Raw genomic sequence first — 16,522 nt, 5'->3', positions numbered from 1 at the left:
CATGCCGGGAAGACGCATGCAAGGAGAAGGTAACGCCGCACCCGCCCGCCTGTCATGCCCGTATCGGCATACGGTCATGACAGGCGGGCGGATGCGGGGGTTCGGGCCCGGGTGTTGCGGTGGTGCGGGGTGGGGGCCGCGGCAGAGCCGGCCCCGCGTGGTTGCGTGGAGGTCTGGCTCTGCGTGCAGGTCAGTCCTTCAACGCGGCGGCGACGGCCTCGGCGAGCGGCGTGGTCGGGCGTCCGGTCAGCCGGGACAGGTCACCGGTGGAGACGACCAGCTCGCCCCTCTCGATGGCGGCGTCCACGCCCGCGAGGACGGAGGCCAGTGGCCCCGGCAGCCCGGCACCGGTGAGGATGCCGGTGTACGCCTCGGTGGATACGGGGCTGTAGACGATCTCCTTGCCGGTCTGCCGGCTCAGCTCGGCCGCGTACTCGGCGAAGCTCCAGGCCTCGTCGCCGCCCAGCTCGTACGACCTGTTCTCATGGCCGTCCCCGGTCAGTACGGCGACGGCGGCGGCCGCGTAGTCGGCGCGGGAGGCGGAGGAGAGCCGGCCCTCACCGGCTGCCTGCACGACGGTGCCGTGCTCCAGGACGGGGGCGAGCTGCTCGGTGTAGTTCTCGTGGTACCAGCCGTTGCGCAGCAGCACGTACGGCACGCCCGAGTCGACCAGCGCCTTCTCCGTCGCGCGATGGTCGTCGGCGAGCGCGGCGGTGAGGCTGCCGGGGGCGCTGGTGTAGGCGAGCAGGGCGACACCGGCCTTCCTGGCCGCGTCGATCACGACCGTGTGCTGCTGGACGCGGCCCTTGTCGAACTCGTTGCCGGAGATCAGCAGCACCCGGTCGCCGGCGGTGAACAGGTTGTCGAAGGTCTCGGGGGCGTTGTAGTCGGCGACCGCGAGCCGTACTCCACGGTCGGCGAGCTCGGCGGCCTTCTCGCGGTCGCGGACGACCGCGGTGACCTGGTCGGCCGGCACCTTCTCCAGCAGGTGCCGCACGACGTGGCGTCCGAGGTGTCCGGTGGCTCCGGTGACGACGATGCTCATGGCTTCCGTACTCCTTGTGTGTGGGGGGTCGATGACACCCACCTTAAAAGCGGCGCTTTCTTTTGGAAAGCGCCCACTTCAAAGTAAGTTACTTACGTGTGCGTAAGTCCGTGGGGACGTGGAGCCGCGCGATGGAGCGCCGATGGCATGGGAAGAGGCCCGGACGGAAACGTCCGGGCCTCTTCCCTGGGGGAACCGCCGCCGGTCTCAGCCGACGACTGTCCAGGTGTCGCCGCCCGCCAGCAGGGCGGCGAGGTCACCCTTGCCGTCCCGCTCGATGGCCTGGTCGAGCTGGTCGGACATCTGGGCGTCGTACACGGGCCGGTCGACGGAACGCAGCACGCCGATGGGGGTGTGGTGCAGGGTGTCGGGGTCCGCGAGGCGGGAAAGGGCGAAGGCGGTGGTGGGGGAGACGGCGTGGGCGTCGTGGACCAGGACGTCGGCTTCGTTGTCGGCGGTGACGGTGACGACCTTCAGGTCGCCGGTGGCCGGGTCGCGGACGACGCCCTTCCCCCCGCCGGTGCCGAAGCGGATGGGCTGCCCGTGTTCCAGGCGGATCACGGCTTCCTCGGCCTGCTGCTTGTCCTTGAGGGCTTCGAAGGCACCGTCGTTGAAGATGTTGCAGTTCTGGTAGATCTCGATCAGGGCGGTGCCGGGGTGCTCCGCGGCCTGGCGCAGGACCTCGGTGAGGTGTTTGCGGTCGGAGTCGACGGTGCGGGCGACGAAGGAGGCTTCCGCGCCGATGGCCAGGGAGACCGGGTTGAAGGGCGCGTCCAGGGAGCCCATCGGGGTCGACTTGGTGATCTTGCCGACTTCGGAGGTGGGGGAGTACTGGCCCTTGGTCAGGCCGTAGATCCGGTTGTTGAACAGCAGGATCTTGAGGTTGACGTTGCGGCGCAGGGCGTGGATCAGGTGGTTCCCGCCGATGGAGAGGGCGTCGCCGTCTCCGGTGACGACCCAGACGGACAGGTCGCGGCGGGATGTCGCCAGTCCGGTGGCGATGGCGGGGGCCCGGCCGTGGATGGAGTGCATCCCGTACGTGTTCATGTAGTACGGGAACCGTGAGGAGCAGCCGATGCCGGAGACGAAGACGATGTTCTCCTTCGCCAGGCCGAGCTGGGGCATGAAGCCCTGTACGGCGGCGAGGATGGCGTAGTCGCCGCAGCCGGGGCACCAGCGGACTTCCTGATCGGACTTGAAGTCCTTCATGGACTGCTTGCCCTCTGCCCTGGGGACGAGGGAAAGCGCCTCGATCGTGCCCGTACCTTCCGTGGACGTCTCAGCCATGGATGGCCTCCTTCAGGACCGTGGCGAGCTGCTCCGCCTTGAACGGCATGCCGTTGACCTGGTTGTACGACGTGGCGTCGACCAGGTACTCGGCCCGGACGAGGGTGGCGAGCTGGCCGAGGTTCATCTCGGGGATCACGACCTTGTCGTACGCCTTCAACACCGCGCCGAGGTTGTGCGGGAAGGGGTTGAGATGACGCAGGTGCGCCTGCGCGATCGCCTCCCCCGCGCCGCGCAGCCGGCGCACGGCGGCGGTGATGGGCCCGTACGTCGAACCCCAGCCCAGGACCAGGGTCCTCGCCCCGTCCGGGTCGTCGACCACGAGGTCCGGGACGTCGATGCCGTCGATCTTGGCCTGGCGGGTGCGGACCATGAAGTCGTGGTTGGCCGGGTCGTACGAGATGTTCCCGGTGCCGTCCTGCTTCTCGATGCCGCCGATCCGGTGCTCCAGCCCGGGGGTGCCCGGCACGGCCCAGGGGCGGGCGAGGGTGTGCGGGTCGCGCTTGTACGGCCAGAACACCTCCGTGCCGTCGTCCAGGGTGTGGTTCGGGCCCTGGGCGAACTGCACCGCGAGGTCCGGCAGCTCGTCCGGCTCCGGGATCCGCCACGGCTCGCTGCCGTTGGCCAGGTAGCCGTCCGAGAGGAGGAAGACCGGGGTGCGGTAGGTCAGCGCGATCCGCGCGGCCTCCAGCGCGGCGTCGAAGCAGTCGGCCGGGGTGCGCGGGGCGACGACGGGGACCGGCGCCTCACCGTTGCGCCCGTACATCGCCTGCAGCAGGTCGGCCTGCTCGGTCTTGGTGGGCAGGCCGGTCGAGGGGCCGCCGCGCTGGATGTCCACGACCAGCAGCGGCAGCTCCAGCGAGACCGCGAGCCCGATCGTTTCGGACTTCAGTGCCACACCGGGGCCGCTGGTGGTGGTGACGGCGAGTGATCCGCCGAAGGCGGCCCCCAGCGCGGCACCGATACCGGCGATCTCGTCCTCGGCCTGGAAGGTCCGCACGCCGAAGTTCTTGTGCCGGCTCAGCTCGTGCAGGATGTCCGACGCCGGGGTGATGGGGTAGGAGCCGAGGAAGAGGGGCAGGTCGGCCTGGTGGGAGGCGGCGATCAGGCCGTAGGCCAGGGCCAGGTTCCCGGAGATGTTGCGGTACACGCCCGGCGGGAAAGCCGTGGACGCCGGAGCCACCTCGTAGGAGACCGCGAAGTCCTCCGTGGTCTCACCGAAGTTCCAGCCCGCCCGGTACGCGGCGATGTTCGCCGCGGCGATGTCGGGCTTCTTCGCGAACTTGGCCTTCAGGAACTTCTCCGTGCCCTCGGTGGGCCGGTGGTACATCCAGCTCAGCAGCCCGAGCGCGAACATGTTCTTGCTGCGCTCGGCCTCCTTGCGGGTGAGGTCGAACTCCTTGAGGGCCTCGACGGTCAGAGTGGTCAGCGGCACCGGATGCAGGTGGTAGCCGTCGAGCGAACCGTCCTCCAGCGGCGACGAGTCGTAACCGACCTTCTGCATCGCCCGCTTGGTGAACTCGTCCGTGTTGACGATGATCTCCGCACCTCGCGGCAGGTCGGCGATGTTCGCCTTCAGCGCGGCCGGGTTCATGGCGACCAGCACGTTGGGCGCGTCACCCGGGGTGAGGATGTCGTGGTCGGCGAAGTGCAACTGGAACGATGAGACACCCGGCAGGGTGCCGGCGGGTGCCCGGATCTCGGCGGGGAAGTTCGGCAGCGTCGACAGGTCGTTGCCGAACGACGCGGTCTCCGAGGTGAAACGGTCGCCGGTGAGCTGCATCCCGTCGCCCGAGTCCCCCGCGAACCGGATGATCACCCGGTCCAGCCGGCGGACTGCCTTCGCCCCGACCGGTTTGCGCTGCTCTCCCACGACGGTTCCGTCGGCCTGCTCCGCTGGGCTGCTGACCTGGCTGGTCACTGAACTGGACCTCCCTCGAGGCGGCTGTCAGGGGACCGGTCTCCCACCGACCGTCCCAGCATCAACCCTACGTCCGCAGAGGTTGACTTCCGGTGGACATTCGCATGATGGACACGACTTCCCGATGGCCCGCCGCCCTGGCATTCCATGGTTTCCCAGCCCTCCGACCCTCGTGACTTCCGTGCAGACGCACCCTGCTCGTACTTCGGCTCCTCGTGCGCTCGGACAGGCAGCCGGTCCGCCGGGACCGACGGCTGCTTTCCGAGATGTGGGCTGCTGATGTCAGGAATTGAGATACGTGAGTACGGCCAGCACCCGACGGTGATCACCGTCGCTCGGGGACAGACCCAGCTTCATGAAGATGTTGCTGACGTGCTTCTCGACGGCCCCGTCGCTCACCACGAGCTGCCGGGCGATCGCCGAGTTGGTCCGGCCCTCGGCCATGAGGCCCAGAACCTCCCGCTCCCGCGGGGTCAGCCCCGCGAGGACGTCCTGCTTGCGGCTGCGCCCGAGCAACTGCGCGACCACCTCCGGATCCAGGGCCGTACCGCCCTGCGCCACGCGCACCACCGCGTCCACGAACTCCCGCACCTCGGCCACCCGGTCCTTGAGCAGGTAGCCGACGCCGCGACTCGAACCGGCCAGCAGTTCCGTGGCGTAGCGTTCCTCCACGTACTGCGACAGCACCAGTACCCCGAGACCGGGGTGTGCCTTGCGCAGCTGCACCGAGGCGCGCACACCCTCGTCGGTGTGTGTCGGCGGCATCCGTACGTCCGCCACCACGACGTCCGGAAGCTCGCCCTGCGAGTTCAGCTCGGTGATGGTCTTGATCAGTGCCTCACCGTCACCGACACCCGCGACGACGTTGTGCCCGCGGTCGGTCAGCAACCGGGTCAGCCCCTCTCTGAGCAGCACTGAATCCTCGGCGATGACCACCCGCACTCTGTCCTCCACGATCTTCGGCCCCCCACAGCCTGTCGTCGCGTGGCTCGCGCGGCCCGCGCCGCGTCCACGAACCGTCTGTGCGACAGGTCCAGCATTCCACCATCGGGGGCCGGATGGGTTCGGGCAACGGGAAGAGCGATGCGTCAGTCCGGGTCCGGCTGCTCGATGGCCGGTTTCCGATCACGCCGTCGGGGTTTCGGGGAGAGGGGCCGGCACTACCGGCCTACGGCGCGACACGGCGCGACACGGCGCGACACGGCGCGACACGGCGCGACACGACGAGACGACGTGCCACGCCGCCATGGCGTGCCACGACGTGACAGCGCGACGTGGCGGTCGTGACCTGGCGGTCGCGACCTGGCGGTCGTGGCGTGGCGTGGAGCGTGCGGGGCGGCCGTGGGGGTGTCAGCGGTGCGTGCCGTGGCGGCTCACCCGGCCACCGGATCGTTCCGCCACGGCAGCTCCGCCGTCACCCGCGTCGGTCCGCCGGCCGGCGAGTCCACGACGAGGATGCCGTCCACCGCGTCGAGCCGTTCCGCCAGTCCGGCCAGCCCCGACCCGGCTCCCACGGCCGCTCCGCCCACGCCGTTGTCCACGACCTGGAGCATCAGCCGGTTCTCCACCCGCCAGACCTCCACGGCGGCCGACGTGGCCCGCGCGTGCTTGCTGATGTTCTGCAGCAGCTCCGACACCGTGAAGTACGCGATGCCCTCGATCGCCGACGCCGGCCGCTCCTCCAGGTCGACCTCAACCCGCACCGGCACGGTGCAGCGGGAGGCGACCGAGGAGAGCGCCGCGTCCAGGCCGCGGTCGGTCAGGACGGCGGGGTGGATGCCGCGGGCCAGGTCCCGCAGTTCCTGGAGCGCCGTCTTCACCTCGCCGTGCGCCTCGTCCACCATGACCGCCGCCGCCTGCGGGTCCTCCCTCAGCTTCTCCTTGGCCAGACCCAGATCCATGGCCAGGTTGACCAGGCGGGCCTGTGCTCCGTCGTGCAGGTCGCGTTCGATGCGGCGCAGGTCGGCCGCCGCCGTGTCCACCACGACCCCCCGGCCCGATTCCAGCTCCACCACCCGCGTCGCCAGCCACGACGGCCCGAGCAGCCCGTGCACCATCAACCGGTCCACCGTCGTCAGTGCCCGGACGATCCACGGCGTCGCCAGCGTGAACAGCAGGCCGACCATCGCGGTCATGGTGATCTCGAAGGGGTTGTCCAAGTAGATCCGGTGCGTCTGGTCGCCGTACAGCTGGAGCCCGTCCTGACCGACGTACATCGGGAACACCCAGAACCACAGCGGGTATGTCAGCATCGCCCAGCCGAAAGCCCAGACGTTGACGGCGACGACGAACGAGAACACCGACCACGGGAACTGCAACATCGCGTACAGCACGCTCCGCCAGGAGGTGCCGCTCTTGAGTACGGCTCCCATCCAGCCCATCGCGCCCTGCTTCTTCATTCGCAGCGGCTCCGGGTCGGACACCTCGAGACCCAGCAGGGCGCGGGCCCGCGCCCGTTCCATCGCGCCGAGGGCACGGCATCCGGCGAGGGCCGCCGCCAGCACCGGGACGCCCAGGAACGTCACCAGCAGGCCCGCCCCCAGCGAAATCATCGTGACGGCGTACGTGAAGAGCAGGATGCCGATCGGCAGGCTCAGCAGCACGTAGCCGAATTCCCGCCAACTGCGTGCCTCGAACGGTGCCCGCAGCCCTGCCGGCAGCCGGTGGCGCCTCGCACCGGTGCCTCCAAGGGAGTCGGGCCCGCTCCCGAACCCGTAACTCTGTCCGTATTCCGTGGCCATCGGTGCCGTCCTTCTCCTCGTCCTACGGCTGTGCTGTCGTAACTCCACCCTCCTCGACCGCCCGCTCACGGGCCATGGAGCTCGTCGGCGTCTCAAGAGGGGGGTTTTCCCCACCCCCTCGGGGCTGGGGTCTTCCCCACCCCCGAGGGGCGGCGAAAAGAGGGTCTGGGCACGGGGGTGGGGATGCCGATGGGTTGGGTGGGGACAGGGACGGGGCTGGGGAAATGCGGATGGGGCCCGAAGATACGGATGGGGCGGGGATACAGCTGGGGTTGGAGTTGGAGTTGGGGCTGGGGTTGGGATTGGGGCTGGGGATGGAGCGGGGTGTGCCGGCGTGCCCGTGGTGTGCCGCTGACGTCTCGCCATCGCTCGGTGGTGTCCGAGCTGTCCCGTCGGTCCCGACGGTGCCCGAGCCGCCCCCGCGCCGGGTGTCGGGGTGGGCGGCACGCTCAGCTGTCTCGTGGTCCGTTACCTCGTGGTGGAGGCGCGGGAGGTGTCCCGGGCCTCCTCGCGGTCGCGCCACGGCAGTTCGGCCGTGACTGCTGTCGGGCCGCCCTCGGGCGAGTCGACGACGAAGAGGCCGTCAACGGCTGTCAGCCGTTCGGCGAGGCCCTTCATCCCCGTACCGCCGTCGAGGCGTGCGCCTCCGCGGCCGTCGTCCCCCACCTGTATGAGCAGTCGGTCGGACGACCGCCACACCTCCACGGACGCGGAATGCGCCCCGCTGTGCTTGCTGATGTTCTGCAGCAGTTCGGAGACGGTGAAGTAGGCGATGCCCTCGATGGCCGCCGCGGGGCGCTCCGCCAGGTCGACGGTCACCTTGACCGGTACGGTGCAGCGGGAGGCGACCGAGGAGAGCGCCGCGTCCAGGCCGCGGTCGGTCAGGACGGCGGGGTGGATGCCCCGGGCCAGGTCCCGCAACTCCTGCAGGGCCAGCTTCACCTCGCCGTGCGCCTCGTCGACCATGGCCGCCGCCGCGTCGGGGTCCTCCAGGAGCTTCTCCTTGGCCAGGCCCAGTCCCATGGCCAAGTTGACCAGGCGGGCCTGTGCTCCGTCGTGCAGGTCGCGTTCGATGCGGCGCAGGTCGGCCGCCGCCGTGTCCACCACGACCCCCCGGTCCGACTCCAGCTCGGCGATCCGCCGTTCCAGCTCGTCGGACGGGGACAGCAGTCCGCGCACCATCGCCCGGTCGGCGTTGGCCAGGCCCCGAGCGATGAACGGCAGTACCGGCCACAGCACGAACAGCGACGTCAACGTGATGACGAAAGTGAGGATGCCCCAGGGGAGCCGTATGACGTCGTACAGGACGGTGCGCCAGCCCACCGGGTCCTTCAACGACATCCACAACTGTGCGAAGAGCCCGTCCCCCTTCCGCCACGGCAACCGGCTCGGTTCGTCCACCCGCACCCCGAGCAGTGCCCGCGCCCGCGCCCGCTCCAGCTTGCCCAACTGCCGTGCGCCCAGCAGCCCGGCAGCCAGCAGCGGGAACCCGATCACCGTGACCGTCAACCCGACGCCGACCGCCAGCATCGCCACGACGTAAGTGAATCCGAGCAGCGACACCGGGAGATTCGCCAGCAGGTGGGAGATCTCCTTCCAGGTGTGCCAGTCGTAGGCGAAACGCGCCGGCGGCAGGCGGTCACCGGGCGCTGCCCCGGTGTTGCCGGCAGGGGGCGGTGTCGAGAGACGTTCGGTCATACGAGTCAGCGTGCCGTGCGGAGCGGCGTCGCGCCATGAGGTGGACCGCCGGAACGCACTGAGGAAAACCCCACCCCTCACGTCCCAAGGTGCGACGGGCTGCTTACCGTCTCTTTATCAGGCCCTAGACTCCCGTGCGTACAGATCGTCGAACAGCAGCGTTCGGGACAGGGAGCGAGGGACGCAGGTGCCGGAACCGACCGTCGGCGATGTGAACGCCGGCCATGTGACCGTCGCTGACACCACCGTCGCTGACGCGACTGTGGGTGATGCGACCGTCGATGATGCGACCGTCGGGCTGGCCGCCGACTATTTCCAGTCCTATGCGGTCGTCGGACTGCTCGCCGTCGTGGGCGTGCTCTTCGTCGCCGTCGCCTTCGGAGCCGGGCGCCTGCTGCGGCCGGTGGTCCCGACGCCCGAGAAGCTGCTGACGTACGAGTGCGGTGTCGACCCCGTCGGCGAGGGCTGGGCCCACACCCAGGTCCGCTATTACGTCTACGCTTTTCTGTACGTCATCTTCGCGGTCGACTCGATCTTTCTGTTCCCCTGGGCGACGGTCTTCGCCGACCCCGGTTACGGCGCGACGACCCTCGTGGAGATGTTCATCTTCCTCGGCTTCCTGGCCGTAGGGCTGTTGTACGCATACAAGAAGGGCGTCCTGTCATGGACGTGAATCCCTCCGAACCCGTGCTCCTCCCCGAGCCCAAGAGGCTGGGTGCGCTCGCCCGCCTCGCTCCGGAGCCCATGAAGGTGGTCCTGAACTGGGGCCGCCGGTACTCCCTCTGGGTCTTCAACTTCGGCCTCGCCTGCTGCGCGATCGAGTTCATCGCCGCGTCGATGGCCCGCCACGACTTCATCCGGCTCGGCGTCATCCCGTTCGCGCCGGGCCCCCGCCAGGCCGACCTGATGGTGGTCTCGGGCACGGTGACCGACAAGATGGCGCCGGCCGTCAAGCGCCTGTACGAACAGATGCCCGAACCGAAGTACGTCATCTCCTTCGGTGCCTGCTCCAACTGCGGCGGCCCCTACTGGGACTCCTACTCCGTGACGAAGGGCGTGGACCAGATCATCCCGGTCGACGTCTATGTTCCCGGCTGCCCACCGCGCCCCGAGGCGTTGCTCCAGGGCATCCTGAAGCTCCAGGAGAAGATCGCGCGGGAGTCGCTGGGGGAGCGGTACGGCAGCCCGCCGCGGCCGTCGGCGGCCGCACTGCGGAGCGGCCTCGTGCGACCGCCGAGTCCTGACACCGCCCCCGCCGCCCCCGAAGCCGCCCCCGCCCCGGACTCCGCCGTGGACCGGGCCTCGGACCCGGGGGAGGCGCGATGACCGCGGTCGGCTGGCTGCCCGCCGACGCCGAGGAACTCTTCGGTACGGAGGCCACGGCCGAGGAGACCTACGACGTCCTCACCGTGGACGTGCCGCCGGCGTCCTGGATCTCCGCCCTGGAGACCGCCCGTGACCGGCTGAGCTGCACGTACTTCGACTGGCTGAGCGCGGTCGACGAACCGGGCACGGGGTTCCGCGTCGCGGCGCATGTCGTGGCTCTCGGACCGGTGCGCCGACTGCTGGTGCGTACGACGGTTCCGCACGAGTCCCCGGTGCTGCCCACCGCCGTCGCTGTGTACGCGGGCGCGGCCTGGCACGAGCGCGAGACCCACGAGATGTTCGGCGTCGTCTTCGAGGACCACCCCGCGCTGGACCACCTGCTCCTGCCGGAGGGGTTCGAAGGCCATCCCCTGCGGAAGGACTTCGTTCTCGCCGCCCGCGTGGCCAAGGCCTGGCCCGGGGCCAAGGAGCCGGGCGAGTCCGATCACGGCGGTCCCAGGCGCCGCCAGATGCTGCCGCCGGGCGTCCCCGATCCCAACGAGTGGGGCCCGCTGAAGGGCCAGCTGCCTCCCGCGCCGGGCCGCCCGGCACGCGGGGCGGGGCGTGCGGCGGGGGAGCGTCCGGCCCGCGCGGCAGGTGACCGCCCGCCCCGTCGGACCCGCACGGCCTCCGAAGGCTCCGCCAGCCAGACGGCATCCGGTGCCGACACTCCGGCTGCTCCTCGCCGTTCCCGCACGGCGGCGGAGGGCTCCGTCAGTCAGACGCCCCCCGCTGCCGAGCCCTCGGCTGCCCGGCCGGTCCGGCGTGCGCGGAGCGCGAGCGAGGGCTCCGCCTCCCAGCGGGCGGGCGCTCCGACGGGCGAGCCCGCCGCGGAGTCTGCGGCGGGGCAGGGCTCGGCTGGGCAGGGCTCGGTAGAACGGGGCCCGGCTGGGCTGGACGTCGGTGGGTCGGCTGCCCCGCGGACTGGACGTGCACGCAGCGCCGGTGACGGCGCGGCGTCGCAGCGGGCCGGATCGGGCGGCGCCGCGGCTTCCCGGCGTACCCGGAGCGCGTCGGAGGGTTCAGCGAGCCGGCGCTCCGCCTCCGGCACCGGGGCGGCGGACGAGACGGCCTCCGGCCCCATCCCCGTCGGGGACGACGCAGCCACGACCCCGACCAGCGGGGAACCGGCCCCGCAGGGGACCCCCTCCGCACCCCGCAGCCCAGACGCCCCGTGGCACCACGCCCGCCCTGCCTTTGACGAGGCAGAGCGGGGGCAGGAACCGGGACCCGAGCAGGGCCAGGAACAGGAAGCCGGGCAGGGCGCCGAGGCAGCCCCGAGCCTCAAGCCGGTTCCGAGGCCGGAGGCGGCGGCTCCAAGCCCCGAGGCGGCTCCAAGCCCCGAGGCGGCTCCGAGGACCGAGGCGCGCGAAGCAACCGAAACCCGGCCCGAGCCCGGCACCCCCGGCACTCCCGACGCTTCGGGCGAACCTGCCTCTCCGGATGAGCCCGCGGCTTCGGACGAGCCGGCGCCGTCGGGCGAGCCTGGCCCCAACGGTGAGCCCCAGGCACCCGACGACACCGATGCCCCGGCCGCCTCCAACCCGCCCCAGAACCAGAACCGCCCGAACTCCTCAGGAGGCCAGCAGTGAACGACGCGCTCGACGTCACCCTGCGCCTCCTGATCGTTTTCGTCGTCTTCCTCACCTTCCCCCTGATCGTCGGCCAGACCGAGCACAAGGTGATGGCCCACATGCAGGGCCGCCTGGGCCCGATGCACGCCGGTGGCTTCCACGGCTGGGCCCAGCTCGTCGCGGACGGGGTGAAGTTCGCGCAGAAGGAGGACGTGGTCCCCGCCGACGCGGACCGCCGTATCTTCCAGCTGGCCCCCGCCGTGGCCCTCCTGCCGTACCTCCTGGTTCTCCTGGCCATCCCCATCGGCCCCGGAGAGGGCGCCGTCGGTCAGGTCCTCGACGCCGGCATCTTCTTCGTCCTCGCCGTCATGGGTGTGGGCGTTCTCGGCTCGCTCATGGCCGGCTGGTCCTCCGCGAACAAGTTCTCCCTCCTCGGCGGCCTGCGCACCGCCGCCCAGCTCCTCGCGTACGAACTCCCGATGCTGCTCACCGCCGCCTCCGTGGCGATGGCGGCCGGCACGGTCTCGCTCGTCGGCATCCTCGACGCCTTCGAGTGGTGGTGGCTGCCCTGGCAGATCGTTGGCGCGATCGTCTTCTTCGTCGCCGGGCTGGCCGAACTGCAACGGCCCCCGTTCGACATGCCCGTCGCCGACTCCGAGATCATCTTCGGTGCCTACACCGAGTACACCGGTCTGCGCTTCGCCCTGTTCCTCCTCGCCGAGTACGCCGGGATCGTCGTCCTGTGCGGCCTGACCACCGTCCTCTTCCTGGGCGGCTGGCACGGCCCCTGGGGAGCCGACGGCCTCGGCTGGGTCTGGACCCTGCTGAAGACGGCCGTCCTGGCCTTCGTCGTGATCTGGCTGCGAGTGACCTACCCGCGCCTGCGTGAGGACCAGCTCCAGAAGCTGTCCTGGACCCTCCTCGTTCCCCTCTCCCTCGCCCAGATCGCCCTCACCGGCATCGTCAAGGTGGTGATCCAGTAACCATGCCCCCCATCCCCGGCTCGGGTCTGGCCAAGGGCCTGGCCGTCACCCTCCGCACGATGACCAGGAAGACCGTCACCGAGCAGTACCCGGAGACCCAGCCCGATCTCCCGCCCCGTACCCGCGGTGTGATCGGCCTGTTCGAGGAGAACTGCACGGTCTGCATGCTGTGTGCCCGCGAGTGCCCGGACTGGTGCATCTACATCGACTCCCACAAGGAGACGGTCCCGGCGGCGGCCCCCGGCGGACGCGACCGCAGCCGCAACGTCCTCGACCGCTTCGCCATCGACTTCTCTCTGTGCATGTACTGCGGTATCTGCATCGAGGTCTGTCCGTTCGACGCCCTGTTCTGGTCCCCGGAGTTCGAGTACTCCGAGACCGACATCCGAGACCTCACCCACGAGCGCGACAAGCTCCGCGAGTGGATGTGGACGGTCCCGGCCCCGCCCGCCCTCGACCCCGGCGCGGAGGAACCCAAGGAACTCGCCGCCGCCCGGAAGGCCGCTGACAAACTGGCCGCCCAGCAGGAAGCGGCCCGGCCGGCCGAACCGCACGCCGACGAGCAGGCCCGCGCCGCCGAGCAGCCCACCCGTGCGATGGGGGACTCCAAGCAGCAGACGGACCAGCCGAAGCCCACGTCGGACCAGCCGAGGCCGCTGTCGGACCAGCCGAAGCCCCCCTCGGACCAGCCGGACCGGGAGGGCCGGGAATGACCCTCGCAGCGACCGTCGGCCACCTTGCCGCGGACCTCACGGCCACGGCCGCGGAATCCCGTGGCTTCCTCTCCCCGACCGGCGTCGAGATCGCCTTCCTCCTCGTCGGCCTGGTCACCTTCGGCGCCGCCGTCGTCACCGTCACCACCCGGCAGCTCGTCCACGCCGCCCTGTGGCTGGTGGTGGCCCTCGGTGGCCTCGCCGTCGAGTACCTCCTGCTCACCGCCGAGTTCATCGCATGGGTACAGGTCCTCATCTACGTCGGTGCAGTCGTCGTCCTCATCCTGTTCGGCCTGATGCTTACCAGGGCCCCCATCGGCCGGTCCCCGGAAGCCGACTCCGGCAACCGCTGGGCCGCCCTCACGGTGGCCGTTGCCGCCGCCGCGGCCCTGGTGTGGGTCGTCGTCGACGCCTTCCGCACCACCTGGATCGACCTGGACGGCCAGGCCGCCGGTTCCACCGCCGTGACCGGGGCGAGCCTCTTCCAGAACTGGGTCCTCCCCTTCGAGGCCCTCTCCGTCCTCCTCCTCGCGGCCCTGGTCGGCGCGATCGTCCTGTCCCGCAAGGCGAAGGCGGACCGCACGGCGGCCGACACTGCCCGTGCGGCCGACAACGCCCGTGCGGCCGACAACGCTCGTGCAGCCGGTACCAACCGCGCAGCCGGTACCAACCGCGCAGCCGGTACCGGCCGCGTAACCGGTACCAGCCGTGCAGCCGGCACCAGCCGCGCAGCCGGCACCAGCCGTACGACCGAGTCCGACCGGCCGGCAGACCCGGACGGTTCCGGCAAGGGCGGTGTCCGCTGATGCACCTCGCCTATCCCGCCGTTCTCTCCGCCCTCCTGTTCTGCACGGGCCTGTACGGCGTCCTCGCCCGTCGCAACGCGATCCTGGTACTGATGTCGGTCGAGCTGATGCTCAACGCCGTCAACCTCAACCTGGTCGCCTTCGACGTCTGGCTCAGCAAGGCAGCCGAGGAGACCCTCCACTCCGGCCAGGCTCTGACCCTGTTCACCATCGCCATCGCGGCCGCCGAGATCGGCATCGGTCTGGCGATCGTGCTCGCCGTCCACCGCAACCGCGGCACCTCGGACATCGACAAGCTCCGCGACACCGCCGAGGGCCCCGACAGCGAGGACCCCGGCACCGGCGCATCCGCGACCGGGCCGGCTGCCGAGAAGGCTGAGGCCACCGCGTGACCACGACCACCCTCGCCGTACTCGTCCCCGTCCTCCCCTTCCTCGGGGCAGCCGCCGGTCTCCTCCTGGGCCGCTCGGCGCCCGGCTTCGTTCGCCCCCTCGCGGTCCTGCCGACCCTGGCGGCCCTCGTACTCGCCGTACTGGTCGCGGCCCGCCAGGGCGGTGACCGGGCTGTCGATGCCGTCACCGAGCTGACGCCCACCGGTTCGGTCCCCATCGAACTCGCCCTGCACATCGACGGTTTCGCCGCGCTCGTCGCCGTTCTCGTCGGCTGCGTCGCCACCTGCGTGCAGATCTACTCGACGGGCTACCTGCGCGACGACCCGCGCTACCCCTCGTACGCCGCTCTCGTCTCCCTGTTCACCTCCGCCATGTTCCTCGTCGTCTACTCCGGCGACCTGATGGTGCTGCTGGTCGGCTGGGAGATCATGGGCATCTGCTCGTACTTCCTGGTCGGCCACTACTGGGAGACCCCGGAGGCCCGTGCCGCCTCCCTCAAGGCCTTCCTGGTGACCAAGCTCGGTGACGTCCCCTTCCTGATCGGTCTGCTGGCGCTGGCCACCGAGGCCGGCTCCTTCCGCATCACCAAGATTCTCGGTGCGGTCGCGAGCGGCTCGCTCGACCACCCGACGCTGATCGCCCTGCTGCTCCTGGCCGGGGTGGCGGGCAAGTCGGCGCAGTTCCCGCTGCACACCTGGCTTCCCGACGCGATGGCGGGCCCGACGCCCGTCTCCGCGCTCATCCACGCCGCGACGATGGTCACCGCCGGTGTCTACTTCGTCGCCCGGCTCCTTCCGCTCTTCCAGGCCTCACGGGCCGCGATGGTCGTCCTCGCCGTCATGGCCGCCGTCACCATGCTCGGCTCGGCGCTCGCCGCACTCGCCCAGGACGACATCAAGCGCGTCCTCGCCTACTCGACGATCGGCCAGCTCGGTTACATGACCGGCGCCCTCGCCGCCGGCGACCGCGGGGCCGCCGTCTTCCACCTCCTCACCCACGGCGCCTTCAAGGCGCTGCTGTTCCTCGCCGCCGGCGTGATCATCCACGCCGCCGGCACCAACTCGCTGGCCGCCATGTCCCGCATGCGGGGCCTGCGCGACCGCGTCCCGGACGCCTACTGGACGATGACCGTGGCGCTGCTCGCCCTCGCCGCGATCCCGCCCTTCAGCGGCTTCTTCTCCAAGGAGTCCGTCCTCGTCGTCGCGGAGCACGTCGCCACCGGTCACACCGAGAATGCTCCCGGCGCCGCCGGCTGGACCGTCCTCCTCGCCGGCCTGGCCGCCGCCCTGCTCACCGCCGCGTACGCGACGCGCCTGTGGCTGCTGGCCTTCCGCGGGCGGGGCGCCGAGGCCCCCGACCACGGCCGGCAGCCGGTGGTCATGAACGCCGTGCTCTGGCTGCTCGCTGTCCCGTCACTCGCTCTCGGCGGCCTCGCCTTCCGTCTCCTGCCCGACTGGTTCGACGGCCACGACCTCACCCCGACGCTCACCACCTCCGTGCTCGGCACGGGCGTGGCCCTGGTCGGTGGCATCGTCACCTACGCCGCCTGGCGCCACACCACGGCGCTCGCGGCCCGCCCCCCGCTGGGCGCGGTCGCGGCCCACCCGGAGGGCGACGCCGCGCTCGTGGAGGCCGAGGCGATCACCAGCCACAAGCCGGCCTATGGAGACATCGCGTCCGCCGCCGATCCCTCCGACCCCGGACGGCTCCTGCTGGGCCCGCTGCACCGGCACGCGGCCGTCGGCTTCCACCTGGACGCGGTGTACACGACCCTCTTCGTCCGCCCGGTCCGGGCCGGCGCGGATCTCGTGCGGTTCCTCGACCGAGAGGTCGTCGACACCTACGTACGAGGGGCGGGCACGCTGCCGCGCGTGCTAGGGACCGCCGTACGCCGTGCCCAGACCGGCAATGTGCAGACCTATGTGAGCGCGCTGCTCGCCGGCACCGTCGTCCTCGCGGTCGCCGCCGTCCTCGTCGCCACGGGAGCGTGAGCAGGC

General features: G+C 70.8%; 14 protein-coding genes. 8 read left to right on the top strand and 6 right to left on the bottom strand.

Annotated elements, in window-relative coordinates; translation table 11 throughout:
• Positions 1-190 precede the first annotated feature (190 nt).
• The 6 genes from ACP4IX_RS20505 to ACP4IX_RS20480 form a co-directional block, all read right to left on the bottom strand.
• Positions 191-1,045: an SDR family oxidoreductase gene (locus tag ACP4IX_RS20505; RefSeq protein WP_426556290.1), complete on the bottom strand. Its 855-nt coding sequence runs from the start codon at positions 1,043-1,045 to the stop codon at positions 191-193.
• Positions 1,046-1,252: 207 nt separating this feature from the next.
• A complete protein-coding gene (locus tag ACP4IX_RS20500; protein ID WP_426522329.1) occupies positions 1,253-2,332 on the bottom strand; it encodes a 2-oxoacid:ferredoxin oxidoreductase subunit beta in 1,080 nt (359 codons plus the stop codon).
• On the bottom strand, positions 2,325-4,253 hold the full coding sequence (locus ACP4IX_RS20495; protein WP_426522330.1) for a 2-oxoacid:acceptor oxidoreductase subunit alpha: 1,929 nt from the start codon (positions 4,251-4,253) through the stop codon (positions 2,325-2,327). Before ACP4IX_RS20495 ends, ACP4IX_RS20500 begins: the two co-directional genes overlap by 8 nt.
• A gap of 282 nt (positions 4,254-4,535) precedes the next feature.
• Positions 4,536-5,195 carry a response regulator transcription factor gene (locus ACP4IX_RS20490; protein WP_426556348.1) on the bottom strand — a complete coding sequence of 220 codons (660 nt, stop codon included), beginning with the start codon at positions 5,193-5,195 and terminating at the stop codon, positions 4,536-4,538.
• A 431-nt stretch (positions 5,196-5,626) separates the two neighbouring features.
• Positions 5,627-6,994 carry a sensor histidine kinase gene (locus ACP4IX_RS20485; protein WP_426522331.1) on the bottom strand — a complete coding sequence of 456 codons (1,368 nt, stop codon included), beginning with the start codon at positions 6,992-6,994 and terminating at the stop codon, positions 5,627-5,629.
• Between the two features lie 468 nt (positions 6,995-7,462).
• Positions 7,463-8,692: a sensor histidine kinase gene (locus ACP4IX_RS20480; protein ID WP_426522332.1), complete on the bottom strand. Its 1,230-nt coding sequence runs from the start codon at positions 8,690-8,692 to the stop codon at positions 7,463-7,465.
• Between the two features lie 262 nt (positions 8,693-8,954).
• Between ACP4IX_RS20480 and ACP4IX_RS20475 the strand changes: the two genes are divergently transcribed.
• From ACP4IX_RS20475 to ACP4IX_RS20440, 8 genes are read left to right on the top strand one after another with little or no spacing between them, the layout of a single operon-like run.
• Positions 8,955-9,365 (top strand): NADH-quinone oxidoreductase subunit A, encoded by a 411-nt coding sequence (locus ACP4IX_RS20475; RefSeq protein WP_426522352.1) that lies wholly within the window; start codon positions 8,955-8,957, stop codon positions 9,363-9,365.
• The gene (locus tag ACP4IX_RS20470; RefSeq protein WP_426556289.1) at positions 9,356-10,018 is read left to right on the top strand and encodes an NADH-quinone oxidoreductase subunit B; all 663 of its coding nucleotides are present in this window, start codon (positions 9,356-9,358) and stop codon (positions 10,016-10,018) included. Before ACP4IX_RS20475 ends, ACP4IX_RS20470 begins: the two co-directional genes overlap by 10 nt.
• On the top strand, positions 10,015-11,649 hold the full coding sequence (locus ACP4IX_RS20465; protein WP_426556288.1) for an NADH-quinone oxidoreductase subunit C: 1,635 nt from the start codon (positions 10,015-10,017) through the stop codon (positions 11,647-11,649). The genes ACP4IX_RS20470 and ACP4IX_RS20465 overlap by 4 nt, the downstream gene beginning before the upstream one ends.
• Positions 11,646-12,614: a complex I subunit 1/NuoH family protein gene (locus ACP4IX_RS20460; RefSeq protein ID WP_426556287.1), complete on the top strand. Its 969-nt coding sequence runs from the start codon at positions 11,646-11,648 to the stop codon at positions 12,612-12,614. Before ACP4IX_RS20465 ends, ACP4IX_RS20460 begins: the two co-directional genes overlap by 4 nt.
• 2 nt (positions 12,615-12,616) lie before the next feature.
• Positions 12,617-13,327, top strand: coding sequence for a 4Fe-4S binding protein (locus ACP4IX_RS20455; RefSeq protein ID WP_426556286.1), 711 nt, complete (start codon positions 12,617-12,619; stop codon positions 13,325-13,327).
• Positions 13,324-14,133 (top strand): NADH-quinone oxidoreductase subunit J family protein, encoded by an 810-nt coding sequence (locus tag ACP4IX_RS20450; protein WP_426556285.1) that lies wholly within the window; start codon positions 13,324-13,326, stop codon positions 14,131-14,133. The genes ACP4IX_RS20455 and ACP4IX_RS20450 overlap by 4 nt, the downstream gene beginning before the upstream one ends.
• Positions 14,133-14,525, top strand: coding sequence for an NADH-quinone oxidoreductase subunit NuoK (nuoK, locus tag ACP4IX_RS20445; protein ID WP_426522338.1), 393 nt, complete (start codon positions 14,133-14,135; stop codon positions 14,523-14,525). The genes ACP4IX_RS20450 and nuoK overlap by 1 nt, the downstream gene beginning before the upstream one ends.
• Positions 14,522-16,516 carry an NADH-quinone oxidoreductase subunit L gene (locus ACP4IX_RS20440; protein WP_426522339.1) on the top strand — a complete coding sequence of 665 codons (1,995 nt, stop codon included), beginning with the start codon at positions 14,522-14,524 and terminating at the stop codon, positions 16,514-16,516. The genes nuoK and ACP4IX_RS20440 overlap by 4 nt, the downstream gene beginning before the upstream one ends.
• Positions 16,517-16,522: the final 6 nt, after the last annotated feature.

It is taken from the genome of Streptomyces sp. WG5, assembly GCF_049974565.1.
Classification (GTDB): Bacteria; Actinomycetota; Actinomycetes; order Streptomycetales; family Streptomycetaceae; genus Streptomyces.
The sequence above is the reverse complement of the archived record's forward strand: the minus strand, read 5'-3'. Positions and strand labels throughout refer to the sequence as shown.